General features: G+C 69.9%; 23 protein-coding genes and 1 pseudogene. 16 read left to right on the top strand and 8 right to left on the bottom strand.

Annotated elements, in window-relative coordinates:
* Positions 1-129: 129 nt before the first annotated feature.
* On the bottom strand, positions 130-390 hold the full coding sequence (locus ABZ454_RS24145) for a WhiB family transcriptional regulator (protein WP_359540775.1): 261 nt from the start codon (positions 388-390) through the stop codon (positions 130-132).
* A 186-nt stretch (positions 391-576) separates the two neighbouring features.
* Entirely contained in the window at positions 577-762 is a 186-nt protein-coding gene (locus tag ABZ454_RS24140; protein ID WP_359540774.1) for a hypothetical protein, read from the bottom strand.
* Between the two features lie 255 nt (positions 763-1,017).
* Here ABZ454_RS24140 and ABZ454_RS24135 point away from each other — a divergent pair, with 255 nt between their 5' ends.
* From ABZ454_RS24135 to ABZ454_RS24115, 5 genes are all read left to right on the top strand, one after another.
* A complete protein-coding gene (locus ABZ454_RS24135; protein WP_359540772.1) occupies positions 1,018-1,662 on the top strand; it encodes an isochorismatase family protein in 645 nt (214 codons plus the stop codon).
* A 90-nt stretch (positions 1,663-1,752) separates the two neighbouring features.
* Entirely contained in the window at positions 1,753-2,505 is a 753-nt protein-coding gene (locus ABZ454_RS24130) for an SDR family oxidoreductase (protein ID WP_359540770.1), read from the top strand.
* Between the two features lie 38 nt (positions 2,506-2,543).
* Positions 2,544-3,890 (top strand): FAD-binding oxidoreductase, encoded by a 1,347-nt coding sequence (locus ABZ454_RS24125; RefSeq protein WP_359540768.1) that lies wholly within the window; start codon positions 2,544-2,546, stop codon positions 3,888-3,890.
* 682 nt (positions 3,891-4,572) lie between these two features.
* On the top strand, positions 4,573-7,347 hold the full coding sequence (locus tag ABZ454_RS24120) for an AAA family ATPase (RefSeq protein ID WP_359540766.1): 2,775 nt from the start codon (positions 4,573-4,575) through the stop codon (positions 7,345-7,347).
* Positions 7,348-7,563: 216 nt separating this feature from the next.
* A complete protein-coding gene (locus tag ABZ454_RS24115; protein WP_359540763.1) occupies positions 7,564-8,079 on the top strand; it encodes a hypothetical protein in 516 nt (171 codons plus the stop codon).
* 120 nt (positions 8,080-8,199) lie between these two features.
* On the opposite strand, the gene ABZ454_RS24110 is transcribed toward ABZ454_RS24115, so the two are convergent.
* Positions 8,200-9,279 carry an endonuclease/exonuclease/phosphatase family protein gene (locus ABZ454_RS24110; protein WP_359540762.1) on the bottom strand — a complete coding sequence of 360 codons (1,080 nt, stop codon included), beginning with the start codon at positions 9,277-9,279 and terminating at the stop codon, positions 8,200-8,202.
* Positions 9,280-9,683: 404 nt separating this feature from the next.
* On the opposite strand from ABZ454_RS24110, the gene ABZ454_RS24105 reads away from it, so the two are divergent.
* The 5 genes from ABZ454_RS24105 (at position 9,684) to ABZ454_RS24085 (ending at position 13,061) form a co-directional block, all read left to right on the top strand.
* Complete coding sequence (locus ABZ454_RS24105) at positions 9,684-10,379, top strand: response regulator transcription factor (RefSeq protein ID WP_359540760.1); 696 nt, start codon at positions 9,684-9,686, stop codon at positions 10,377-10,379.
* On the top strand, positions 10,372-11,472 hold the full coding sequence (locus tag ABZ454_RS24100) for a HAMP domain-containing sensor histidine kinase (RefSeq protein ID WP_359540757.1): 1,101 nt from the start codon (positions 10,372-10,374) through the stop codon (positions 11,470-11,472). Before ABZ454_RS24105 ends, ABZ454_RS24100 begins: the two co-directional genes overlap by 8 nt.
* 436 nt (positions 11,473-11,908) lie before the next feature.
* Entirely contained in the window at positions 11,909-12,322 is a 414-nt protein-coding gene (locus ABZ454_RS24095) for a phage holin family protein (RefSeq protein ID WP_359540754.1), read from the top strand.
* Positions 12,319-12,798 carry a DUF3618 domain-containing protein gene (locus tag ABZ454_RS24090; RefSeq protein WP_359540751.1) on the top strand — a complete coding sequence of 160 codons (480 nt, stop codon included), beginning with the start codon at positions 12,319-12,321 and terminating at the stop codon, positions 12,796-12,798. The genes ABZ454_RS24095 and ABZ454_RS24090 overlap by 4 nt, the downstream gene beginning before the upstream one ends.
* Positions 12,795-13,061 carry a DUF4235 domain-containing protein gene (locus tag ABZ454_RS24085; RefSeq protein ID WP_356321877.1) on the top strand — a complete coding sequence of 89 codons (267 nt, stop codon included), beginning with the start codon at positions 12,795-12,797 and terminating at the stop codon, positions 13,059-13,061. The genes ABZ454_RS24090 and ABZ454_RS24085 overlap by 4 nt, the downstream gene beginning before the upstream one ends.
* A 395-nt stretch (positions 13,062-13,456) precedes the next feature.
* Here the strand turns inward: ABZ454_RS24085 and atpF are convergent, their stop codons facing one another.
* On the bottom strand, positions 13,457-13,978 hold the full coding sequence (gene atpF, locus ABZ454_RS24080) for a F0F1 ATP synthase subunit B (protein WP_359540749.1): 522 nt from the start codon (positions 13,976-13,978) through the stop codon (positions 13,457-13,459).
* A gap of 428 nt (positions 13,979-14,406) precedes the next feature.
* Between atpF and ABZ454_RS24075 the strand changes: the two genes are divergently transcribed.
* Together ABZ454_RS24075 and ABZ454_RS24070 are read left to right on the top strand one after the other, a co-directional pair.
* Positions 14,407-14,892: a DUF1877 family protein gene (locus tag ABZ454_RS24075; protein WP_359540747.1), complete on the top strand. Its 486-nt coding sequence runs from the start codon at positions 14,407-14,409 to the stop codon at positions 14,890-14,892.
* 160 nt (positions 14,893-15,052) lie between these two features.
* A complete protein-coding gene (locus tag ABZ454_RS24070; RefSeq protein WP_359540744.1) occupies positions 15,053-15,217 on the top strand; it encodes a hypothetical protein in 165 nt (54 codons plus the stop codon).
* 226 nt (positions 15,218-15,443) lie between these two features.
* Here ABZ454_RS24070 and ABZ454_RS24065 read toward each other — a convergent pair whose 3' ends face one another.
* Together ABZ454_RS24065 and ABZ454_RS24060 are read right to left on the bottom strand one after the other, a co-directional pair.
* Positions 15,444-16,442, bottom strand: a complete 999-nt coding sequence (locus tag ABZ454_RS24065; RefSeq protein WP_359540741.1) for an aldo/keto reductase family protein — start codon at positions 16,440-16,442, stop codon at positions 15,444-15,446.
* A gap of 182 nt (positions 16,443-16,624) precedes the next feature.
* On the bottom strand, positions 16,625-17,476 hold the full coding sequence (locus ABZ454_RS24060) for a helix-turn-helix transcriptional regulator (RefSeq protein ID WP_359540738.1): 852 nt from the start codon (positions 17,474-17,476) through the stop codon (positions 16,625-16,627).
* Between the two features lie 86 nt (positions 17,477-17,562).
* On the opposite strand from ABZ454_RS24060, the pseudogene ABZ454_RS24055 reads away from it, so the two are divergent.
* From ABZ454_RS24055 to ABZ454_RS24045, 3 genes and pseudogenes are all read left to right on the top strand, one after another.
* Positions 17,563-18,344, top strand: a pseudogene (locus ABZ454_RS24055) (SDR family oxidoreductase).
* A 103-nt stretch (positions 18,345-18,447) separates the two neighbouring features.
* Entirely contained in the window at positions 18,448-19,128 is a 681-nt protein-coding gene (locus ABZ454_RS24050; RefSeq protein ID WP_359540736.1) for an SMI1/KNR4 family protein, read from the top strand.
* Positions 19,129-19,270: 142 nt separating this feature from the next.
* On the top strand, positions 19,271-19,645 hold the full coding sequence (locus tag ABZ454_RS24045; RefSeq protein WP_359540734.1) for a CehA/McbA family metallohydrolase: 375 nt from the start codon (positions 19,271-19,273) through the stop codon (positions 19,643-19,645).
* Here ABZ454_RS24045 and ABZ454_RS24040 read toward each other — a convergent pair.
* Positions 19,634-20,203, bottom strand: coding sequence for a GNAT family N-acetyltransferase (locus ABZ454_RS24040; RefSeq protein WP_359540852.1), 570 nt, complete (start codon positions 20,201-20,203; stop codon positions 19,634-19,636). The two genes, ABZ454_RS24045 and ABZ454_RS24040, sit on opposite strands and share 12 nt — an antisense overlap.
* A gap of 183 nt (positions 20,204-20,386) precedes the next feature.
* Positions 20,387-20,749 (bottom strand): helix-turn-helix domain-containing protein, encoded by a 363-nt coding sequence (locus ABZ454_RS24035; protein ID WP_359540733.1) that lies wholly within the window; start codon positions 20,747-20,749, stop codon positions 20,387-20,389.
* A gap of 55 nt (positions 20,750-20,804) precedes the next feature.
* Between ABZ454_RS24035 and ABZ454_RS24030 the strand changes: the two genes are divergently transcribed.
* Complete coding sequence (locus ABZ454_RS24030; protein ID WP_359540732.1) at positions 20,805-22,031, top strand: MFS transporter; 1,227 nt, start codon at positions 20,805-20,807, stop codon at positions 22,029-22,031.
* The last annotated feature ends 173 nt before the right edge of the window (positions 22,032-22,204 follow it).

Below are 22,204 nucleotides of genomic sequence, written 5' to 3'. Positions count from 1 at the left end.
AGCGATTCGGGCCGCAGCATGCGGCGGGGTGCCGCTTCGGCCGGCGGCGGCCCACCCGCACGGGGCCGGACGTGTGGTGTTCCCGGACGAGGGCGCCGTGGGGCTTGGGCACTTCGGGCCACCCTCGTCTCAGCACCGGGCAGACCCGCGCTCGCGCGGCGACATCCCGCCCCACACGCCGTAGCGCTCCTCGTAGTCCACCGCCATGGCGGCACACTCCTCGATGACCTCGCATCCATGGCAGATGCTGCGGGCAGTCGCCTCCCGCTTCCGGCGCTCCTCGCCGCGCTCCCCGTGCGGGGAGTAGAAGGTGGCACTGTTCATCCCCCGGCAAGCGGCTCGCTCCTGCCAACCCCAGTCGCTCAACAACGGACGCGGTTGAGTGCGCATTCTCCTCCTCCTTCCTCCCCGCCCTCCTGGCAAGGCGAGGTTTCCATGCCGCAATGTTCGTTTTGGGGGCTCTGCGTCGCATCTGTCAGATGACTGACGTTCGTGGTCCCGTGTCCCGGCGACGCAACGAACGACTCGGCCGTCGCCACCGGCGGCCCTACGACCCGTCGGCGCGTTCCGATTTCCTCACCGGGTGAACTGCGCGCATGACCGCCAGGACAGCAGGTCGCCGGGCTTCATCGCCCGCAGCTCCTCGCCTTCACGGACGGCGTGAGGCCGCTCTCCCCTGCGGGTCAGTCCCTTGTGCGTCTGGGAACTCTTCGCGGAGCTCGCCTCCCGCAGTGCACGCCGCTCAGCATACGTGTGCGTCACCCGACACATGCTCCGGACCACGTACGCACGAGGTATGCGGGGCGGCAGTCATTTGACCGATGACTCATGGGCGGGGGAGAGGAACGATGACATCGGCCACCGTGCCCCGTTGACCGGTCGCACCGCGAGAAGGGAGGCGGCCGCCCGTCAACAGCTCGGCGGCCACCTTCGTCCAACGGCCGGCTCGTAGCGCCGACTACACGCGCTACGTGACCGATACAGCACCCATGCACCTTGATCGGAAGAAGCCCTGCCATGGCTCTTGAACCCCTCACCCCCGCCAACACCACTGTCGTGCTGGTCGACTACGCCGTCGGTTTCGCGAATCTCCTTCGCTCCCACAACCTCACCGACCACATCAACAACGTCGTAGGCCTGGCGAAGACGGCGAAGTGGTACGAGAGCGGCCTGGTGGTGACCAACGGGGAGTCCAGCAAGCCTTCCGGCCCGCTGTATCCCGAGCTGCTGGCAGCCATCGGCGACCACCCCGTCATCGAGCGCACAGTCGACTTCAACGCCTTCCTCGACGAGTCGTTCGCCCAGGCGGTCCGGGCGGCGGGCCGGAAGAACCTGGTCATCGGCGGAATCGCCACCGACGGCTGCGTGCTGCAGACCGTGCTGGGCGGCCTGCGCGCGGGTTACCGCGTGCACGTGGCGGTCGACGCCTCCGGCAGCCCCTCGCCCGAGGCGCACACCGCGGCGGTGCAGCGCATGGTCCAGGCCGGAGCGACCCCGGTCACCTGGTTCTCCCTGGCCGCGGAGTTCCAGCTCGACCCCAAGTTCCACGACGCCCCGCACCGCATGCGCCTGATGCAGGAGAACGTGCCGGCCATGGCCATGAGCGCCCGGTCCTTCGTCAACGCCGTCGAACTGGGCACGCACTCGGCCGCGTCCGCCTGAACCTCGTGGGCGGCCATCCGGGCCGCCCTCGTCCGCCCGCCTCGCGGGGGGTCAGCGTCCGCCTTACAGAAAGAAGAGGGATTCGCCCCCATGAACGACATACAGGAAAACCCACCGCTGTCAGGACGCACCGTCATGGTGGCGGGCGCGACCGGCGGCGTCGGCGAGGGAATGACTCTCGCACTGCTGCGCCAGGGCGCCACCGTCGTGGCCACCGGCCGCAGCGAGGAACGACTCGCCGGGCTCACGGCCTACACGAAGGACGTCGGCCCGGGGACCTTGATCACCCACAGGATCGACGTCGGCGACGCCGACAGCGAGTCGGTGCGCGCCGAACTGTCCGCCTACCGCGCGCTGGACGGCGCGGTCATCACCATCGGCGACTGGGGCAGCCCGGAGCGTACCGGCATTCTCGACACCTCCGACGCCGAGTGGCAGTCGATGATCGCATCGAACCTGACGAGTCACTTCCACGCGCTGCGCGCGCTCACCCCGCTCCTGTCGCGCAAGGGTGCCCTGGTTCACCTGAGTGGCTTCAGCGCGGAGATCCCCTACCCGTATGCCGCTCTCGTGGGCGCGACCAACGCGGCGAAGAAGTCGCTGGTGAGCTCCCTGACGGCGGAGTTGGACGGAGCCGGCCCCCGGATCTACGAGTTGATCATCGGGCCCGTTCGTACCCGCCCGCGCGCGGCGATCGGAGCGGACAGCCCAGGCTGGTTCAGCGCCGAGGATCTCGGACGGCACGCCGGGCGCCTCATCGCCGGCATCGGCCCACACGTCAAGGACCCGCTCCAGTACCTGATCACCCGCGCCCACGGCGTACGAACCACACCGCCGAAGTGACGGACGCACCCGAACCCCCTCATCCACGCGGAGCACCCATGGGCACCACCGCCGGGACACCACCCCTGCCGAAGTTCGCACTCCCCGACAACCTGGTCACGGCCGCCATCCGGCCCGGAGACCCCGCATACGAAGGTGTACGCCACACCTACACCCGCTCCGGATCCCCCGCCGCGGTGATACGCGCACGGCATCACCAGGACGTAGCAGACGCACTGGCCCACGCTCGATCCGCCCAGGTGCCCGTGACCGCGCGCAGCGGTGGCCACGGCATCAGCGGCCGGTCCACCAACGACGGCGGCCTCGTCATCGACCTCTCGCGGCTCAACACGGTGGAGGTCCTGGACAGCCGCTCCGGCCTGGTGCGTGTGGGGGCGGGCGCCCGCTGGGGAGACGTCGCCGCAACGCTCGCACCCCACGGCCTGGGCCTGTCCTCCGGGGACACCGGCGACGTGGGGGTCGGCGGGTTGGCGACCGCCGGCGGCATCGGCCTCATGTCCCGCCTGCACGGCCTGACCATCGACCACATGCGTGCCGCCGAGCTCGTCCTGGCCGACGGGTCAGTGGTGCGCACCGACGCCGCCCACGAGCCTGACCTGTTCTGGGCCGTGCGCGGGGCCGGGGCGAACTTCGGGGTGGCGACGGCCTTCGAGTTCCAGGCCGAGCCGGTCCGCGACGTGACCGTGGCCGTGACCGTCTACGACGCCGCCGACGCGGCTGCGCTCCTCACACGGTGGGGAGCAGCCGTGGAGGCGGCCCCCCGCGCGCTCACCAGCTTCTTGACGCTGATCGCGGGCCGCAGTGGGAAAGCCGTGGCCCAGGTGATGACCGTGTACGCCGGCAGCGACGCGGCGCAGGTACGCTCCGCTCTCGCTCCCGTGCTGTCGGCCGGACCGGTCCTGCGCAACCAGGCATTCGTCACCCCGTACCACGAGCTGTTGCCCGCCGGGCACGAGCCGCAGCGTGCGCAGCAACAGCTCACCGTGTCCCGCTCCGGACTCCTGGACCACATCACCCTTCCCGCCGCCGAAGGCATGACAGCGCTGATGAAGGCGGCCGGCATGGTGCAACTACGGGCGGTCGGCGCGGCGGTCAACGACACACCGCCCACGGCCACGGCCTACTCCCACCGCACCCAGAACTTCTCCCTGATGGCCGCCACCGTTCCAGCCCTGCTCAAAGACCTCGATCAGGGCTGGGAGCGGCTCCACCCGCACCTGAACGGGCTCTACCTGAGCTTCGAAACCCGCACCGGACGGCAGCAACTGGAGGAGGCCTTCCCAGGCCCGGTGTTGGACCGGCTCATCACCCTCAAAGCGCGGTACGACCCCGACCACCTGTTCGACAACAACTTCGCCCTGCCGTCGGTGCCGTACTCGCACTGAGCGGACGGGACGTGCGGGGCGCTCCCGAAGGCGGGGCGGGGGAGGGGCCTGGCGGGCGGGCGGCACCGTCGAGGCAGTGGCGCCCGCCGAGGTACGCGGCTGAGCCGGAGGACAGCCGGTCCCTCGGGGATCCATCCGGTTCAAGGCCCGAGCCGCCGACTCCCCTCGCGGTTCGGATACGCGGTCCAGAACCGGCCTTCGGGAATGTCTGTTTCCCGTGGTAGTTTCCGATTACGTCGGGTTGGGGAACACGCATGCGGCCCATCGTGGTGCTGCTTGCCGCGTACCCCCTACCAGGGCGTGTCGACTTGGCTGGAGGCTGGGGGCGGCCCCATGGGAGGCTAGGAGAACGTGACCGACGTGTCCCGACTCTGGAGCGCTGCTGTCGCGGCCTGTACCTGGGCGAACGACGTCTCGCGTCCGGGGGCGGGGCGAACGCTCGCACGTCGCCTCTCCTCTGACCGCTGCCGCGGTGCTTCCGGCCGATGCAGGGAAGCGCACGTAGGGAAAACCGCAGTGATTGACACCGGCCGGATGCCCGGGGTGCGTGATCGTAGGGCCGCGGTCGCCTCTTCGGGGGTGTCCGGGAGCGGTGCGGGTGAGCGCCACCGATGCGAGCACGCGTCACTCAGCGATGCTCGGTCCTCGGACGGAACGGGTGCGGGCCATGGTGCGTGAACCCATGGAGGCCGAACCCTCCGCCAAGGGCACGGTGCGGGAGTCGGAGCTCGCGCGTACGGCCCACAGGGTCTTTTCGGAGCATGCAAGCGCCCTCGTGCTGGTGGGAGAGCCCGGTTCCGGTAAGAGCACGCTGCTGACAGCCGTCACCGCGGAGGCGAAGCGGCGCGGGTCCGACGTGCTCGGCTGCGCCGGCAATCGAGAGGAGCTGGCGCTCGAATACGGAGCCCTCCGCCGGCTGTTGAAACCCCTGCTGCCTCAGCTGACCGACTTGCCGATTCCGCACCGCTCGGCACTGTCGCGAGCCCTCGGGGTGCACAGCCCCGATCTCCAGCCTCCGGACGGCAACGAGGACACCTTCACGGTCGCACGGGCGGCTTTGGACCTGCTGCTGATGTCCGCCCGCCGTCGACCGCTGACGATGGTCGTCGATGACCTGCAGTGGCTCGACGCCCGCACCTCGGAGACGCTGCTGTTCGTCGCGCGACGTATCTCCGACGAACCGGTGAGTCTCTTGGCCACGGTGCGTGACGGGAGCACGTGCCTGTCGATGTGGTCCGCATTCGAGCAGCTGATACTGGGACCGCTGTCGGACGAGGCGGCCGGACACCTGCTGGACACGCAACCGGTGGTTCCGCGGGGCTGGGCGCGGGGACAGGTGCTGCGGCTGGCGGAGGGCAATCCCCTGGCGCTCGTCGAGTTGGCGCATGCCGCGGCGAAGGCGGGTACCTCGATGCTGGAGGGGGGCGTGGGAGTAGCGCCCTCGGTGCTGGCCCGCCTTGGGGAGGTACCGGCGGACCGGTTGACCGCGCTGCCGAAGGCGACGCGGCGGATGCTGTTGATCATGGCGGTCGCGGAAGCGCCGGACACGGGTGCGGCTATGTCGGCGGCGTCGGCGTCCGACCCGGACGGGGGCATCGAAACGTGGTCCGCGGCGGAGGATGCGGGGTTCGTGCGCTTGGGCGGCGGGGGCGTGCGGTTCCGCCACCCGCTGATGCGCTCGGTGGTGTACGGGGCGGCGTCATTCTCGGAACGCAGGGAGGCGCACCTGCTGCTGGCCGAGCGATTGGAGAGTGAACCGGACCGGCGGGCATGGCATCTCGCCGCAGCATCCTTGGCACCGGACGAGTCGGTCGCGGTCGCGTTGGTGGAGACGGCGGAACGAGCGCGTCGACGTGGCGGGTATCGGGCGGCGGCCGCCGCGTTGGAGCGCGCGGGACAGTTGAGCGAGCACGGGTGGTTGCGGGCGCGCCGGTGGCTGGACGCCTGCGAAGCCGCGATGCGCGCGGGCGAGCCGTGGTGGGTGGAGTCGTTGGCGGTGAAGGTGGCGACGACGACCGACGATGCGGCGATGCTGACGGAGGCGGTGCAGCGCAGGGGGTGGGCACTGTCGGTGACCGGCCGGCACGAGGCGGCGTTGTCCGAGCTCTTGCCCCTGGCGAGGGGCAAGATCGAAGGCGCGCCGATGATGGCGCTGGACGCCCTGGTTCGCGGAGCGGTCGTCGTGTACAGCAGCGGCGATGAGGTCTCTCGTCGACTCGCCCTGGGTCTGCTGGCCGAGATACCGGTTGACGCGAGCAGTCTGTGTGAACATGTGTGGGCACGTGCCAGTTGTGACCCTTTCGGGCACCGACGGAGTGTGATGGAGCTGCTGGACCGGGCGGCAGCAGAGGTGGACGGGGAGCCCTACCGGATAAAGCTGCTGGGTGGAGCTGCTTGGGTCCTGGACGACACGGCATCGGCCGTGCGGTGGATCAGCTCGGCGCTGGAGCATCTGCGCACGGTGACGGCTGTGGGGTCCGACGTGGTGCTGGCACAGTTGCTGGCGTTGGCGCAGCTGGATGCCGGAGCGTGGGACGCCGCTCGGGCGTCCGCCGGGGAAGCACGGCGGGTGGCCGCGGAGAACCACCTGGAGACGGTGGAGTGGGCGGCGCTGTACGTCGATGCGATGATTTCGGCACTGCGAGGGGACACGGACGAGGCGCGGAGTCTGATCGAGCAGGCAGCCGCGGGGACGGACGTGTCGGAGCGGCGTGCGCTGGGGGTGCGTGCGGCGATGGTGCGGGCTGCGGTGGCGGCCGTGGAAGGTGATCGCTCGATGGAGTTCGAGTCGCTGCGGGGGCTGTTCACCGCAGGCCCGGATCCGCAGCCTGTGCACTATCACTGCTCCTTCTACGGCGTGGGGGACCTTGCCGCCGCTGCGGTCCGGGTGGGGCGGCAGCCGGAGGCGGCGGTGGTCGTGGACTCGGTGGAGCGGCAATTGGGCGAGGGGATGTCACCGCGTGTGCGACTGATCGTGGGGCGCGCGCGGGCCCTGTTGTGCGAGGGGGACGAGGCGGAGGCGCTGTTCCGCGCGGTGGTGGAGGACCCGCTTGCCGAGCAGTGGCCCTTCGAACGGGCGGTCGTCACCATGGAATTCGGAGAGTGGCTGCGTCGCAGACGCCGGGTGGGTGACGCGCGCGGCGAGCTCGCGAGAGCGCTGACGGTGTTCGAGCGCTTGGGGGCGCGCCCGTGGGTGGAGCGGACGATGGGGGAGCTGCGCGCCTGCCGGGTACTTGTGCGCGGCGTGGAGGACGGGCCCGACGCAGCACAGCGTTTGACGCCCCAGCAGCTGCAGATCGCACGTCTGGCGGCGACGGGTCTGACCAACCGGCAGATCGGCGAGCAGCTGTTCCTGTCCGCCCGAACCGTCGGTTTCCACCTCTATCAAGTGTTCCCGAAGCTGGGTATCAGCAGTCGAAACCAACTACGCGACGCCCTCGACCGCGCAGGAAGGTGAAGGGCGCCGCGCAACCGGCTCGCGGTGGAGCCACCCTGCGGTGGAGCGTCTCCCCGACCGCTTCCCGCGTTTCCGCGTTTCCGCGTTTCCGCGTTCCCGCGTTCCTGCGTTCCGGTGAATTGCGGGCACGGGGCGACCCGTTCTGCTCTCGAGGACCGTTACCTGTGGGGTGCGAGCGTGCCCGGACACACGAGGAGCAGGGGTGTGAGGCAGGCGATGACTGACATGAAGCGCAGGAGCATTCTGCAACTGGCGTCGGCGGCGACAATCGCCGGGGGACTGGTTGCCGGAACCGGTGGCACCGCCCACGCGGCACGCGAAGCCGCCCGTCAGATCACCCTGAAGGGCACGCGTACCGGCGCGAACATCCCGGACGTGCTCACGGCCGGCATCCCGTACTTCGTCCGGTACGACCTGACGGACGCCGAGGGCCGCAGCGTGGGCACCGAGAACGCGCACTGCCTGCCCGTCACCGTGGGGCCGGACGGCTCGTTCGTCATGGCGACACTCGTCCTGAACCTCGACGACGGCATGATCACGGCTGCCACCGCCTTCCAGCGACCCCTTCCTGCCGTGACCGAACTGCCGGCCAATGCGCGGCAGTGGTCACACGTCTTCGCGATCACCGGCGGCACCGGGAGTTACGACGGTGCGGCCGGTTCGGTCACGATCGAGCACCTCACGCGGGACGAGGACGCACTGACCGTCGCCCTGGCCGACGCTCCCCTGTAACCGGCCCGGCAGAGCTCACGGAGCCGGGCGGACCACGACCGGACGGGTGTGCTCCGCTGCCCCCCGAGCCCGCCCATCCCTACCGCAGGAGCAAGGAGCAAGGAGCAAGGAGCAAAGCAGTCACCAGCTGATGCCGGCAGCGACCGGCAGGTGGTCGCTGCCGGTGGCCGGCAGCACCCAGGAGCTCGTCGGCTCCACGCCGCGGACCAGGATCTGGTCGATCCGCGCCACCGGGAACCGCGTCGGCCAGGTGAAGCCGAAGCCGTCCCCGGCCTCGGCCTGGACGGAGCGCAACTGTGAGGTGAGGCCGTCGAGTGCGCGGTCGTCCGTGGTGCCGTTGAGGTCCCCTAGCAGTACGACCCGCTCGTTCCGCTCACCGGCGACGGCCTCGGCGAGCGCCTGCGCGTCGCGGTCCCTGCTGTCCGTCCAGAAGCCGCCTCTGGGCATCAGCCGTACGGACCCCAGGTGGGCCACGTACACCGTCAGGGGGCCCTGGCCCGTGGCCACGGTGGCGCGCAGCGCTCGGTTGGAGACCAGCTTGACGTCGGCCGGCTTGGTGGCCGCCAGGGGCCCGAAGTCGGTGATATCGATCGGCTGGACTTCCGACAGCGGGAACGTGCTCCACAACCCGACCGTGCCCTGCACCGTGTGGTACCGGTATGCCCCCGCCAAGCCCTTCTCGTACGGAACCAGGGCCTCCGGAGTCAGTTCCACCAGGGCGAGCACGTCCGCCCCGGAGGCTGCCAGGTCGCGGGCGGTGCCGGCCGGGTCGGGGTTGCCGGCGGCGACGTTGTGCTCGGCCACAGTGAGGCCGGTGTCGCTTGCCGCGTGGGACCCGCCGCCGAACAGCCCGCCGAAGAGGTCCAGCCACACCACGCCGGGCAGGAGCAGCGCGACGACCGCGGAGACGGAGCGACGCCACAGTGCCCCGATCAGCAGGACGGGGACGACCAGGCCGAACCACGGCAGGCAGGTCTCCACCAGACTGCCGAGCCCCCCGCGGTCCGTGATGTGCGCGTGCAGCAGCAGAACCAGCCCCAGGAGCACCGCCGACGCCGCGAGCACCAGGCCGCGCCTCCAGGGGCCGGGCCGGGAGAGGGCATCTACCACCCGGCGGATGCCCGCGCGCCCGGCACGGGAGCCGGTGCCCCGGCGGCCGGCGCCACCCTGTCCGGTCTTCGCCGTGTCGACCTGCGTCATCGTCTGTCCTCGCTCACTGCGGTCACTGCTGCGTCCTCGGGTCCTGGGTGGGGTCGGCATACATGATCGGGCACCTGTCGACGGTCGCCGGACAGACCGTCCCACCTGACTGCCCTGGGGCGACCGCGTTCCCCCCACAGGGGAAGGCACGTCCGCAGGGGCCACCCAGCGGGCAGCCAGACCCTCGGGTCATCGAGGTGAGCGGACGACCAGGAGGCCGGGTGCTTCAGCTGCTGCCGGACGGCGGCTGTCGTGAGCAGAGAGCGCAGGGCTGTCCCGTGGGGTGCCGTCCGTGTCGGAGGTGCCGGGCGATGCATGCCGCCATTCAAGGCAGCCCGGTGTTTCCAGCGCGTATGTGCTTTTCGATACGCCGACGATATGCGTCGACTCGTAGCATCAACCCCATGCGTGTGTTGATCGTCGAGGACGAGCCATATATGGCGGAAGCCATCCGCGACGGCCTGCGCTTGGAGGCGATCGCGGCCGACATCGCGGGTGACGGCGACACCGCGCTGGAACTGCTGCGCATCAACACCTACGACATCGCGGTCCTCGACCGCGACATCCCCGGACCCTCAGGGGACGAGGTCGCAAAACGCATCGGCACCTCCGGAAGCGGCATGCCGATCCTCATGCTCACCGCGGCCGACCGCCTCGACGACAAGGCATCCGGGTTCGGACTCGGCGCCGACGACTACCTCACCAAACCCTTCGAGCTGCGGGAACTGGTGCTCAGACTCAGAGCACTCGACCGTAGGCGCGCGCACGCCAGGCCTCCCGTGCGGGAAGTCGCGGGCCTGCGCCTGGATCCATTCCGTCGCGAGGTCTACCGGGACGACCGTTATGTGGCGTTGACCCGTAAGCAGTTCGCCGTACTCGAAGTCCTCGTCGCCGCGGAAGGCGGTGTCGTCAGTGCCGAGGAACTTCTGCGACGGGCGTGGGACGAGAACGCCGACCCGTTCACCAACGCTGTGCGCATCACCGTCTCGGCACTGCGTAAGCGCCTCGGCGAACCCTGGATCATCGCGACCGTGCCCGGCGTCGGCTACCGCATCGACACAGCACCCGGGAACGGCCGTGAGGGAGCGCACCGTGGATAGGCGGCCCGGACCGAGCGTCCGCCTCAAGCTCACCCTCAGCTACACCGGATTCCTCATGCTGGCCGGCGCCCTGATGCTCATGACCGGGTGGCTGTTCCTCACCCGTGTGAAGCACATCGGGCTCATCTTCATGCCCGACTACGAACTCTCCGTCGCGCGTGACTTCGCTCCGATGGCGGCCATGACGATGCTGTTCCTCCTGCTGTTCGGGCTCGGGGGAGGGTGGCTCCTGGCCGGCCGCATGCTCGCCCCGCTGAACCACATCATGCACGCCACCCGCACGGCCGCTAACGGATCACTCTCCCACCGCATCCGGCTGCCTGGCCGCCAGGACGAGTTCCGCGAACTCGCGGACGCCTTCGACGTGATGCTCGCTCGGTTCGAGGCGCACGTCGGTGAACAGCAGAGGTTCGCGGCCAACGCCTCCCACGAGCTGCGCACCCCGCTCGCGGTCTCGAAGTCACTCCTCGACGTGGCCCGTGCCGATCCGAGCCGGGCCGCCGACCCCCTCATCGACCGCCTTCACGACGTCAACACCCGGGCCATCGGCCTCACTGAAGCATTGCTTCTGCTCAGCCGGGTCAACGGGCAGTCCTTCACGCGGGAGCGCGTGGACCTGTCCCTCGTGGCGGAAGAATCCGCCGAAACGCTCCTTCCTCTCGCGGAAAAGCATGGCGTCACCCTGGAGACCGACGGAGACATCGCCCCCACGATCGGATCGCCGGCGCTCCTGCTGCAGCTCGTCACCAACCTCACGCACAACGCGATCGTCCACAACCAACCCGAACAGGGCAGCGTATGGGTGACCACCCGGGTCAGCCCCGAGACGGTGCTGCTCACCGTCGAGAACACCGGCGAGGAGGTCGCCCCGGAGCTCGTCGCGACACTCACCGAGCCGTTCCAGCGCGGCACCGAGCGCCGGCACACGGATCACCCCGGGGTCGGTCTCGGCCTGGCGATCGCCAAGTCCATCACCCACGCACACGACGGAACGCTCACTCTCGCCCCGCGCTCCGGCGGCGGGCTCCGCATCACGGTGGAACTGCCCGCGGCGTCGCCACAGCATGGCGGGGGCGCGCCGGCACGACCATGAACAGGTCCGGGCCCGAGCGACGCAGGTCCTTCCTGCCGCCCCGCGCCCACCGGCCCCTGGGGGAGCACTGACACCGGGGCCGCCCAGCACCCCCCTCTGGTCATCTGGACGATCACCCCGCCCCCGAGGCGGGGTTGCGCCGGTCGCGGTGCGGGGCCGGCCGTCGGTGTGCCCGCGGCGGTTGATCGACGGGATGCGCGCCGCCGGGTGCGGACCGGGGCCCGTGGCGGGACCGGCCACCGCGCGTGGTGAGGGCCCAAACTCCTCCACCCCAGGAGGTCGTTCCGTCCGGGACGGGTGTGCGGGCGGTTGCGGGGTAGGCGAGCCCGGACAAGGCGTGCACGGCTGGGAGATGCGAGATGACGGCTGACGTCGCGTCGGACGTCACGCGCGGCCGACGATCCCGACAGACAGAGGAAGGCAAGGTGACCTCGACATGAGCACGGTGGAGCGACAGGCCCACGCCGCCGACGACTCGGTGGGCGGCCTGGTTTCGCGCGCTTCGCAACAGATGTCGGAGCTGGTCCGCGAGGAGATGCGGCTGGCCAGGGCGGAAATGGCGCAGAAGGGCAAGCGGTACGGCAAGGGCGGTGGCCTCTTCGGCGCCGCCGGCTTCATCGGGATGCTGGCCGCCCAGGCGCTGATGGCGACCTGCATCGTGGCCCTCTCGCTGGTCCTGCCGGTGTGGGCATCGGCCCTCATCGTCACGGCGGTACTGGCGGTGGCGGCCGCCGTGGCCGCACTGGCCGGCAAGAAGCAGATCGCCGAGGCCGGATCCCCCGCTCCCGAGCAGACCGTCGACAGCGTCAAGGCCGATCTGGCCGAGATCAAGGAAAAGGCACACCGATGAACGAAGAGTCCAGGACCAACATAGGCACCCCCGTTCCCGACGCCTCCCACTCCGAGGAACTGCGCGAGCAGGTCGAGCGGACCCGCGACGAACTCGGGCAGACCGTCGAAGCCCTGGCCGCCAAGGCCGACGTCAAGGCGCAGGCCAAGGAGAAGGCCGCGGCCGCCAAGGAACAGGCGTCGGAGAAGGCGGCCCTGATGGCCGACCAGATCCGGGAGAAGGCGGAGCAGGCAGCGCAGCTCGTCAAGGAGAAGACCCCGGAGCCCGTACGGGAGAAGACCGTGCAGGCCGCGGCGCAGGTGCGGGAGGGTGCGGCCCGGGCAGGACAGTACGCGGCGGAGAAGACCCCCGATCCCCTGCTCGCCAAGGCCGACCGGGCGGTGGCGTTCGCCCGCGCCCACCGCAAGCCCCTCCTGGCGGGCGGCGCGGCACTGGCCGCCGTCCTGCTGGTGCGTCGTGGCCGGGGGCGCCGATGAAAGCGTCCAAGATCGCCTACAAGCCGGTCAGCATGGCTTTGGGCGCGGTGAGCGGCATGCTCGCGGGCGCCGCGTTCAAGCAGACCTGGAAGATCGTCGAGGGTGAGGGCGACGCCCCCGACGCCACGGACGAGGACCGGTCGTGGCCGCAGATCCTGCTGGCCGCAGCTATCCAGGGCGCGATCTTCGCGGTCGTCAAGGCCGCGGTTGAGCGCTCGGGCGCGGTGGCCACGCGCCGCCTCACGGGCACCTGGCCAGGCTGACCCGCCTCGGTGCCGGTTTCGCTTCCCCACGGGACCGGCACCGCCGCCAGGCCGGCACCCCCGGCAGGGCCCCGTACCGCCCGAGCAGCTCGCGCGTCCGCGAGTGCGCTGATCACTTTGCCGGTGAGGGCCGCAGCATCCGCTCCGGGTCCTCGTACGCACACGACGCTCGTATCGCGGCCGGTGGCCCGATTGCCATGCGGCAGGCCCTCCGTCGTCTTCCGCGAGCGCTTCCCTCCGGACGGCATCAGGCAGCAGGCTCACTCTCACGGCCTTCGTCTTGGTCACGTGCACCTTGCCCGAGCACATGATCGGACGAAGGCCGCCCCCACCTCCGGCGAATCCCAGGTGAGCGAACCAGTTCGAGACCGGAAGAAGCAGCAACCAAGCCAGGTTCAGGGCGTGGGGCCTTGGGAAGGCTCTGTGGTCAGCTCGTCGAGGAACCGGTCGATGACGTCGTTGTCGTGGGCGAAGGCGTGAAGGGGCTCTCCGACGATTCGGCTCGCAAGCTCCACGGCGAGATACCGGACGTGCTCGTTCAAAGCGGCTGCAGCGAGGGCTCTGTCCACGTTCAGCTGGGCGTGCGCGTCTGTCACGAGGGCATCCCGCTGCCGCTGTCCTTCTTCCCGAGCGGCGGCGATGATCGCGGCGCCCTGCTCCCGGGCCTCTTGGCGCGTTGCGGCGAGTTCTCGGTAGGCCTCAGCGAGTTGCGCTTTGTACTCGGCATGGATGGTGTCGGCTTCGCGCTGGGTCGCCGTGGCACGGTCAAGAGTGCCGCCGATGGCATCTTCGCGTTCCGCCATAACCTTCTCGACGCGAGGAAGGAGAAACTTTGCAAGCACGCCGAATACAACACCGAAGCAAACGAGCCCGGTTATGAGTTCGACACCATGAGGCTCAAGGGGTCCAATGTCCATGGCCGGAGCCTACAAGCCCGCGGACCTAGGTTCGGCGGTGGGCCAAAGACGCTTTGGAAAAGGCCAGTTGGGCGGCTCACCCGATCTATGGCAGTGACGCGCCGCCGCGTCCGCTCTGGCCACAGGGGAGGTAGGTTGCGCGTAGATGGCAGCCGGTCGCCCGGCCTCAGGTCCCGGAGGGGATCCGTCGCAGGAGGGCTTCGGCGACGGCAAAGCCGAAGCGTCGGCAAGACCGTCCAACGCCCCGAGACCCTCGAGTCATCGGCAAGCCCGGAGGATTCTGGTAAATGAAGAACGGTTGAGGCTGTGTACCGGAGGTCCTGCCGGACGGCGCGAATCGGCATCGACGACCCACAGGGTCAGGTCCTCAAGTAGGTTCTGTCCGTTCGACCCGACAGGGGGGTCGTCGAGCTGAGGGATTCTTCGTAGTGAGCATCTACCTGCACTTTCGTGCCGTGGCCGAGTCCGGCATCCGCGACGACCACACCTGGCTCGCCGCGTTCATGTCTGAAGCTTGGGAAAACGACGAAGCCGAGTACGCAGCAGGAATCGCCCACTCGATCAACAAGGGCTGGCAGGCTGTCAACGATTTCTATGCCGCGGCCGGTGCCCTCTCCAAAGACGCCGACGAGCCCTGGACACTGCCGATCTACGGCGGCCGCCCCGTGCCCCACAGCGCTGATGCGGACCCATCCGATCCCCCGCTGATGCTTCTGGAGCCGTCCGGAGTGTCGCAGGCCGCGCGTTTCCTTACGACTCTTTCCTTCGATGATCTGTGGAATGTCGTCGATGCCAGGTTCAGCGCCCTCGGCTGGACCAGGCAGGAGCACCTCGAACACCACCGGGAGTTGCGAGAGTTCTACGGGCAGGCGGCTTCGGCAGGCCATGCCGTGGTCAAAGCGGTGTGGGCTTGAGGCGTGTTCACGTGTGGGCTTGAGGCGTGGCCACATGCCGCGTACAGCCGTTCGTCGACGAGTGCGACCAGCACAGCCGCCTCGTAGCGAACGGCGAGTTCGTCATACCGGGTGGCGGCAGCGCGGTGCCTCTTGAGAAGCCTGGTGGTGAACCCGCCGCGTGAACGTCCACGTCCGTGACCTCACCGCCTCGGAGCGTCATCGACGCCGGGACGACCTGCCGCTACGCGCCAACCGCCCCGGCAACCGGCAAGTCCCCTCGCTGACGCACGACCCGTGGGGCGCATCGGCACCCCCTGAGGAGAGCGCCTCCGCCGCGCTGTGACCGTGCCCCGACGCTGCCCGCCTCGGTGTCGAGCAGGCGGCAGCCGGCTTGGAGCGGGACTTCGACGGCCTGCCGGCCTCGGCTTCGGCTCTCTGAAAGACGCCGAAGCCGAGGCACCGGCATCTGCACGCCTCCGTTGCGACTGACCTCGGGATGTCCGGGATCACGAGAGAAGCCCGTGCTTCCCCTTACTGCTGCGATGGCGTGGCAGGGAGGCTGGACCCGGTCAGCGGTGCGTGATGCCGGCCTGGGCCCCGGGAGCAAGGACTGGTTCCGTGACGGGCGCGTCGCCGAGGGCCTGGTCGACGGCCGTGAGCAGGTCTCCGGAAAGTTCTACCCCGGAGGCGGCGGCGTTGGCGTGGACCTGTTCGGGGCGGGAGGCCCCGGTGATGGCGGAGGCGACCTCGGTGCGGCGCAGGATCCAGGCCAGCGCGAGGGTGGGCAGGCTCATCCCGGCCTCCTCCGCGATCGGAACGAGACGCTGGACCGCTTCGAGGGTGGTGTCGCTGTAGACGAGGTCCTGGGAGACCGCCATGTCGGCGGAGGCGAACCTGCTGCCCTCGGGGACGGGGCGCCCAGGCTTGTACTTGCCGGTCAGCACCCCCTGGGCGAGGGGGGACCAGACGATCTGGGAGATGCCGTTCGCGGCGCACAGCGCGAAGATCTCGGCTTCGGGGGCCTGCCAGAGCATGGAGTACTGGGGCTGGGAGGAGACGAACAGGCCGGGGCCGGCGATGTCGATGGCGGCCTGAACCTGCTCCGGCGTCCACTCGCTGAAGCCGATGTAGCGGGCCTTGCCCTCCTCGACGACCTGGCGGAACGCCTCGACGGTGTCCTCGACGGGAACGGACGGGTCGAACCGGTGCGCCTGGTAGAGGTCGACGTAGTCGGTCTTCAGACGGGTCAGGGAGGCGTCGATCTGCCGGGCGATCTGCTGGGGGGACAGCCCCTGGTCGGCCGGATCGTCCGACATCGGGAAGTAGACCTTCGTGGCCAGGATGTACGAGTCGCGGGGGCGGGTGGAGAGGATTTCGCCCCAGGCCGCCTCCGCGGCTCCCTGCCCGTAGACGTTCGCGGTGTCGAAGAAGTTGATGCCCGCGTCGAAGGCCGCCTCCGTGCAGGCCCGGGTCTTGTCGGCCTCGATGCCGCCGGAGTAGGTCAGCCAGGACCCGAGCGAGATCTCCGAAACCTCGAGGTCCGAACTGCCGAGCTTGCGATACCGCATGGTTGCTCCTTGCTTTCGCTTCGAAGTGCTTCGGGACTGCCGCCTTCAGCCTGCTGTCAGTTGCGGAGGGCGGCGACCGGAAAGGGTCCGGCAGTGCGGGGGCGGTCTGCCCCACCCGACCAGAACGGGGCGACGACTCACCGCCCGGCCGGCGACGGTGTCCACCGTGGTCGGCCGCGTCGCTACCGCAGAGGGGCACCGGCCTCGGCTCCAAGGACACTCAGAAGAGCCAGGGCATCGGCGCCGGGAGACCCCGGTGGCGCGCTGTAGAGCACGAGGTTCTGCCCGCGGTCCGTGAGGGTGAGCGTGTCGCAGTCGACGGTGATCTCCCCGACGGCCGGGTGGCGGAAGGTCTTCGTGAGCATCGGTGCGGCTTGCACGTCGTGCCGCGCCCAGAGCCGGGCGAATTCGGGGCTTGCGGCGCAGAGTTCGTCCACGAGTTCGCGCACTGTGGGGTCGGCGGGGTAGCGGGCGAGGGTGGAGCGGAGACCCGCGACGACGTGGTGGCGGAACTCCGCGGCATCGGAGACCCCGTACAGCGGCACTTCGCCCCGCGCCGCCCCGAGGAACGCTCGGCGAGCGAGATTGCGGTCCTTCGGGGCCAGCCCGGCGAAGTCCTCCATGAGTGCGGCCGCGAGATCGTTCCACGCGAGCACCTCGAACGCGGCGGACGTCACGAAAGCGGCCGTCTGCGGCAGCCGCTCAAGGAGCGCGAGGATGCTCGGGCGGACGTCCCGCCGGTGCACCCCGGTACGGGTCGGGGCGGTTCCCGCGAGGATGTGGAGATGGTCGGACTCGGCGTCGGTGAGCCGCAGCGCGCCCGCGATCCCGGCGAGGACTTCACCCGACGGTCGCGGCGCCCTGCCCTGCTCGAGCCGCACGTAGTACTCCGTGGAGATGTGCGCGAGGACCGCGGCCTCCTCGCGGCGCAGACCCGGTGTCCGGCGTCGCGGTCCGGAGGGGAGGCCGACGTCCTGCGGCCGAAGCCGCTCGCGACGGCTACGGAGAAACGCCCCGAGCTCCTGCTTGTTCATACCCCCAGTCTGCGCGCTGCGAGGCGACACATCCTGGTACTGCCTGTGCCTGTATGCGGCCGGCAGGCCGCACCGACACTGACGTCATGACGAACAACACCGAATCCGCACCCATCGGCCTGCTCACCGGCAAGGTCGTGTTCATCACCGTGCCAGCCGCGGCATCGGGGCGGCCGCAGCCCGGCTCTTCGCCTCCGAGGGTGCCGCCGTCGTGCTCGCCGCCCGCAGCACCGACGCCCTCGACCGCATCGTCAGCGAGGTCCGCGCCGACGGGGGCGTCGCCGATGCCGTCACCCTGGACCTCGCCGACCGTGCGGGCATCCGCGCGGCGGTCGACCGTGTCGAGGAGGTGCACGGCCGGCTCGACGGCGCCTTCAACAACGGCGCCGCGATCCAGCAGCCCGGGCCGCTCGACACCACGACCGACGAGGACATCGACGAGCAGTTCGCCGTGAACTTCCGCTCGCACTGGACCGCCATGACCGCCGAAGCCGCACTCATGCGCCGAAGTGGCGGCGGCGCGATCGTCAACACCTCCAGCATCGGCAGCCGCCGCGCGAACCCCGCGCTGCCCGCCTACGGTGCGATGAAGCGGGCACTCAACAGCATCACCGAGACCGCGGCCGTCACCTGGGGCCCGGAGGGCATCCGAGTGAACGGGATCACCCCCGGTGGCACCGCCACCGAGATGATCGACGCGTGGGAGGCGGCAACGCCCGGCATCGTCGACAGGATAACGACGGGGATGCCGCTCGGCCGCATGATCGAGCCCCGCGAGGTGGCCCAGGTGGCTGCGTGGCTGCTCAGCGACCGTGCCTCGATGGTGACCGGCGCGATCGTGCCGGTGGACGGCGGCGCCGGCGCCTGAACCGACACCCCGGCCTCTTGCCGCTCCTGAGTCCGTAAGCGCGTAGGACGGCAGCAGTGGTCCCCGCGACCCAGGTGTCGGTGGCCGCACGTACGGTCTGCGCATGACTGATCAGCGGTGGGCGGGCGTACGTCAGCGGGTCGAGGCGGCGGGGGCGGGGCCTGGGAGCGGCGAGGTGTTCGGGGCATGGGGGCACAAGTGGGTCGTGGAGGAGCCGCTCACCCGGGGCGAGCTTGCCGAACTCGAGGCTCAGACAGGAGTACGGCTACCGGAGGAGTACCGGGCCTTCCTGCTCCACGTGGGCGCGGGTGGCGCGGGCCCCGCGTACGGCCTGTTCCCGGTCCGGCGCGTGCGGGGCCGCTGGCGTTGGGAAGGCGACGGCGCGGACCTGGCCGACCTGTCAAGGCTTGACCAGCCCTTTCCCGACCAGGGCCCGCCCCGGAAGCTGCTCGACGACCTCCTTGCCCAACGCCCGGAGGAAGAGGACTTCGACGAGATCGAGGACTTCGACGACGCCATCGAGGCGTGGGACGAGCGGTGGGAGGCCGTCATGTTCACCCCGGAGCGCACCTCCGGCGCCATCGTCATCTCGCACCTGGGCTGCGCACAGAGGGAGTGGCTGATCATCAGCGGCAGTCACCGCGGCACGGTCTGGTCCGACTGCCGGGTGGACGACGCCGACCTCGTGCCACTTCTCGACGACGACGCTGTGCCTGTGAGGTTCGACCGCTGGTACACCGACTGGCTGGAAGGAGCCGAGCGCACAGCCCTGTCGGCACCGTAGTCCCGCTGCTTTCGATGGGACCGCCGCTGTCCCGGCCGGCCCTCCGACGCCGAGGGGCGCTGAGCGGGATGCGAAGGAACTGATCCCTCTGGGTACGCGTTGGCTCGACAGGACTGTTCACAGGACTGTTCGGGGGAGAGCCGTGTCGAGTGCGAGCTTCCCGCGGGCGCGGGCGGTCGGACGCGGGACGGCCTGGTATCGCGGCGACTGCCACATCCACTCCGTCCACTCGGACGGAGAGCTCACACCTGAGGAGCTGGCCGTTCGGGCGCGCGCGGCCGGACTCGACTTCATCGCGACGACGGAGCACAACTCCGCCGCGCCACCCGGCGCATGGGGGCATCTGGCCACCGATGACTTCCTGATCGTTCTCGGTGAGGAAGTGACCACGAAGACCGGGCACTGGCTCGTGCTCGGCATCGATCCCGGCGAGGTCGTCGACTGGAACCACCAGGTCAGGGACGCGACCGGACAGCGGAAGACGACCCAGGAGGCAGGGTCGGGCTCAATCGCCTGATCGACTGGAAAGATCAGCGGCCAGCGCCGCGTAGATGTACTCGCTGCCCCAGCGATCCCCGTCGAGGTCGTTCTCGACCAGGTGTGCCTCCCGGCGCATCCCGAGGCGTTCACAGACCCGCACGGACCCGGTGTTCTCCACATCCAGCCGTGCGTAGAGCCGGTGCACGCCCAGCGTGTCGAAGGCGAACCCGGCCAGCGCCGCGGCCGCCTCGGTCGCGTAGCCGTGTCCCTCGTGACCCGGGTCGAGGGTCCAGCCGATCTCGGCCTGGGCGGCGCGGGCATCGGCCAGGGTGAGGCTCACCTCTCCCAGGAGGCCGGGCTCATCGCTTCGGCAGACAGCGAGCGCCAGCTTGTCCCCGTCGGCGCGCCAGGCCGTCTGCGCCGCACGCTCGGCGGCAACCTGCTCGCTGCGCTCACGCGTGTGCGCCGGCCGGTACAAGTAGCGCGCCACGCTCGGCAGGCTCTGGTAGGCGTACAGGTCGTCGGCGTCGCCGGGAGTGAACAGACGCAGCGACAACCGGGACGTGGCCAACGGCAGCAGCGAGGCGATGTCCATGCGGACCTCCGGGACGCGGATGTGGATCAAGTTGCGGACGGATTGTCGCATCAGGACTACCCGGGAGCCACGCCTTTTCAGGAGCAGCCGGCCGGCAGCCGCACTTCACCTGGCGCCGCTCCTGCTGAACAGCCCTGCCCGGCGCGACAGCCATGCGCTTCGTTGCCGGACAGGCGAACCACGTCACCGTGGCGAGTCGGCTTCTGCGCGGGCGCGTTCGATGTCGGGGACGTGGCGCTCGGCCCACTCCCGCACGGCACGCAGGGGTGACAGCAGCGACCGGCCGAGGTCGGTGAGGGCGTACTCGACGTGCGGGGGATGTGCGGGGATCTCCGTGCGAGAGATCAGGCCGTCGTACTCCATCGCGCGAAGCGTCTCCGTGAGCGCTTTGGGGGTGATCCCCCGGATGTGGGCTTTGAGCTCGGTGAATCGCATCGGACCGGTGTCGAGCGCGTTGACGACGAACACCGTCCAACGCGCCCCGATCCGATGCAGGACGGTGCGACTGGGGCAGGTCGCCGCCATGACGTTGTAGGCCTTACCCATGCGCAACTCCCGGTAGCGTTGTGGATACCGGTATAAAATCTATACCGTCTGGGCCGTGGCTCATACCAATTCCCCGGTCCGTCCCTCGGTGGCTCGACACGGCCGCTTCGTCGCGGCGATCGTCATCGACTCGATCGGCACCGGCGTCTTCATCCCCGTGACGATGCTGTATTTCCTGGCCGCGACCTCGCTGACGCTGGTGCAGGTGGGCGCGGCGCTGACGATGGCCGGACTGCTGGCGCTCCCAGCCGGTCCTCTGGTCGCAGGACTGATCGACCGGTACGGCACCAAGTTGGTGCTGCAAGCGGCAAACCTGGCGCAGGCGCTCGGCTTCGCCGGGTATCTCCTCGTGGGACAAACCTGGCAGATCGTCATCTGTGCGTGGCTGAACAGTGCCGGGAGGGCGGTGTTCTCCGGCTGCTACGGCGTGACCGTCACGGCGCTGGCGGCGCCCGGCCAACGCGAGCGCTGGTTCGGCCTCCTCGGGTCCGTGCGCAACCTCGGGTACGCACTCGGCGGGCTCCTCTCCGCCGTCGCCGTCAGTATCGGTACCCACGGCGCCTACGCCGCGATCGTGGCCATCAACGCCGTGTCCTACCTCACCGCCTTCGCCCTGATGCGGTCCGTACCGAGCACTCGGCCGGAAGTGGGCAGCGACGCTGCCGGAGGATGGCGGCGCGTGCTCCGGGACCGGCGGTACCTGCCCATAGTCGGACATCAACTGTGCTTCGCCCTCTCGTTGTTCACCCTCAACATCGCGATACCCGTCTACGCCGTGGACGTGCTGGGGCTGCCGGGCTGGACGGCCGGGGCGGTCTTCACCCTCAACACCCTGATGGTCGGCTTCGGCCAGGCCGTCGTCGTCGGCCGGCTCAGCGGACGGGTCCGCAGTCGCGTCCTCGTCGTGGGGCACGTCTGCTTTGCCGCCGGCTACCTCCTGTTCCTCGCCGCCGACCGCGTGGCCGTGCTCGCCCTCGCGGTCGCCGTCGTACTGTTCGGTGCGGGCAGCTACACCCTCGGTGAGATCCTGGGTGGTCCCCTCACGTCGACGGTCGCCGCGGAGAGCGCCCCAGACGCTCTGCGGGGCCGGTACCTGGCCCTCAACCAATTCGCCGTAACGGTCGCGGGAACGATCGCCCCGATCGCGCTCTCCGGGTTGCTGTCCGCCGGGGCAGCCGCGATCTGGCTGACCCTGGTGGGCGTCAGCGTCCTCGGAGCGGTGCTTGCCGTCGTGATGGGCAGGATGGTGCCGGCGGCGCGGAGCCGTATCGGCGATGTCTAGTGCTGCGTTCCTCTGTGAGTGCTCGCAGCCCCCGAGGACTGGGGCGGGGTGGACGTCGTAGGCGGCCAGGCGGGCCAAGGCGGGCCAGAGCGCTGCCGCGTCGGCGCATTCGGCAGGCCAGGGCCTCGGCGACCTGCACCGGGGTGAAGCGTCGCGGACGGACGCAGCGCCTG

This window comes from Streptomyces sp. NPDC005803 (genome assembly GCF_040630435.1).
Taxonomy (GTDB): Bacteria; Actinomycetota; Actinomycetes; order Streptomycetales; family Streptomycetaceae; genus Streptomyces.
This window is presented reverse-complemented; position numbering and strand designations above follow the sequence as displayed.

Bases quoted from the DNA above. Each gene is read 5' to 3' on its own strand.
- ABZ454_RS24145 (WP_359540775.1), bottom strand. From the start codon at position 390: ATGCGCACTCAACCGCGTCCGTTGTTGAGCGACTGGGGTTGGCAGGAG.
- ABZ454_RS24135 (WP_359540772.1), top strand. From the start codon at position 1,018: ATGGCTCTTGAACCCCTCACCCCCGCCAACACCACTGTCGTGCTGGTC.
- ABZ454_RS24130 (WP_359540770.1), top strand. From the start codon at position 1,753: ATGAACGACATACAGGAAAACCCACCGCTGTCAGGACGCACCGTCATG.
- ABZ454_RS24125 (WP_359540768.1), top strand. From the start codon at position 2,544: ATGGGCACCACCGCCGGGACACCACCCCTGCCGAAGTTCGCACTCCCC.
- ABZ454_RS24120 (WP_359540766.1), top strand. From the start codon at position 4,573: ATGGAGGCCGAACCCTCCGCCAAGGGCACGGTGCGGGAGTCGGAGCTC.
- ABZ454_RS24115 (WP_359540763.1), top strand. From the start codon at position 7,564: ATGACTGACATGAAGCGCAGGAGCATTCTGCAACTGGCGTCGGCGGCG.
- ABZ454_RS24110 (WP_359540762.1), bottom strand. From the start codon at position 9,279: ATGACGCAGGTCGACACGGCGAAGACCGGACAGGGTGGCGCCGGCCGC.
- ABZ454_RS24105 (WP_359540760.1), top strand. From the start codon at position 9,684: ATGCGTGTGTTGATCGTCGAGGACGAGCCATATATGGCGGAAGCCATC.
- ABZ454_RS24095 (WP_359540754.1), top strand. From the start codon at position 11,909: ATGAGCACGGTGGAGCGACAGGCCCACGCCGCCGACGACTCGGTGGGC.
- ABZ454_RS24090 (WP_359540751.1), top strand. From the start codon at position 12,319: ATGAACGAAGAGTCCAGGACCAACATAGGCACCCCCGTTCCCGACGCC.
- ABZ454_RS24085 (WP_356321877.1), top strand. From the start codon at position 12,795: ATGAAAGCGTCCAAGATCGCCTACAAGCCGGTCAGCATGGCTTTGGGC.
- atpF (WP_359540749.1), bottom strand. From the start codon at position 13,978: ATGGACATTGGACCCCTTGAGCCTCATGGTGTCGAACTCATAACCGGG.
- ABZ454_RS24065 (WP_359540741.1), bottom strand. From the start codon at position 16,442: ATGCGGTATCGCAAGCTCGGCAGTTCGGACCTCGAGGTTTCGGAGATC.
- ABZ454_RS24060 (WP_359540738.1), bottom strand. From the start codon at position 17,476: ATGAACAAGCAGGAGCTCGGGGCGTTTCTCCGTAGCCGTCGCGAGCGG.
- ABZ454_RS24050 (WP_359540736.1), top strand. From the start codon at position 18,448: ATGACTGATCAGCGGTGGGCGGGCGTACGTCAGCGGGTCGAGGCGGCG.
- ABZ454_RS24040 (WP_359540852.1), bottom strand. From the start codon at position 20,203: ATGGACATCGCCTCGCTGCTGCCGTTGGCCACGTCCCGGTTGTCGCTG.
- ABZ454_RS24035 (WP_359540733.1), bottom strand. From the start codon at position 20,749: ATGGGTAAGGCCTACAACGTCATGGCGGCGACCTGCCCCAGTCGCACC.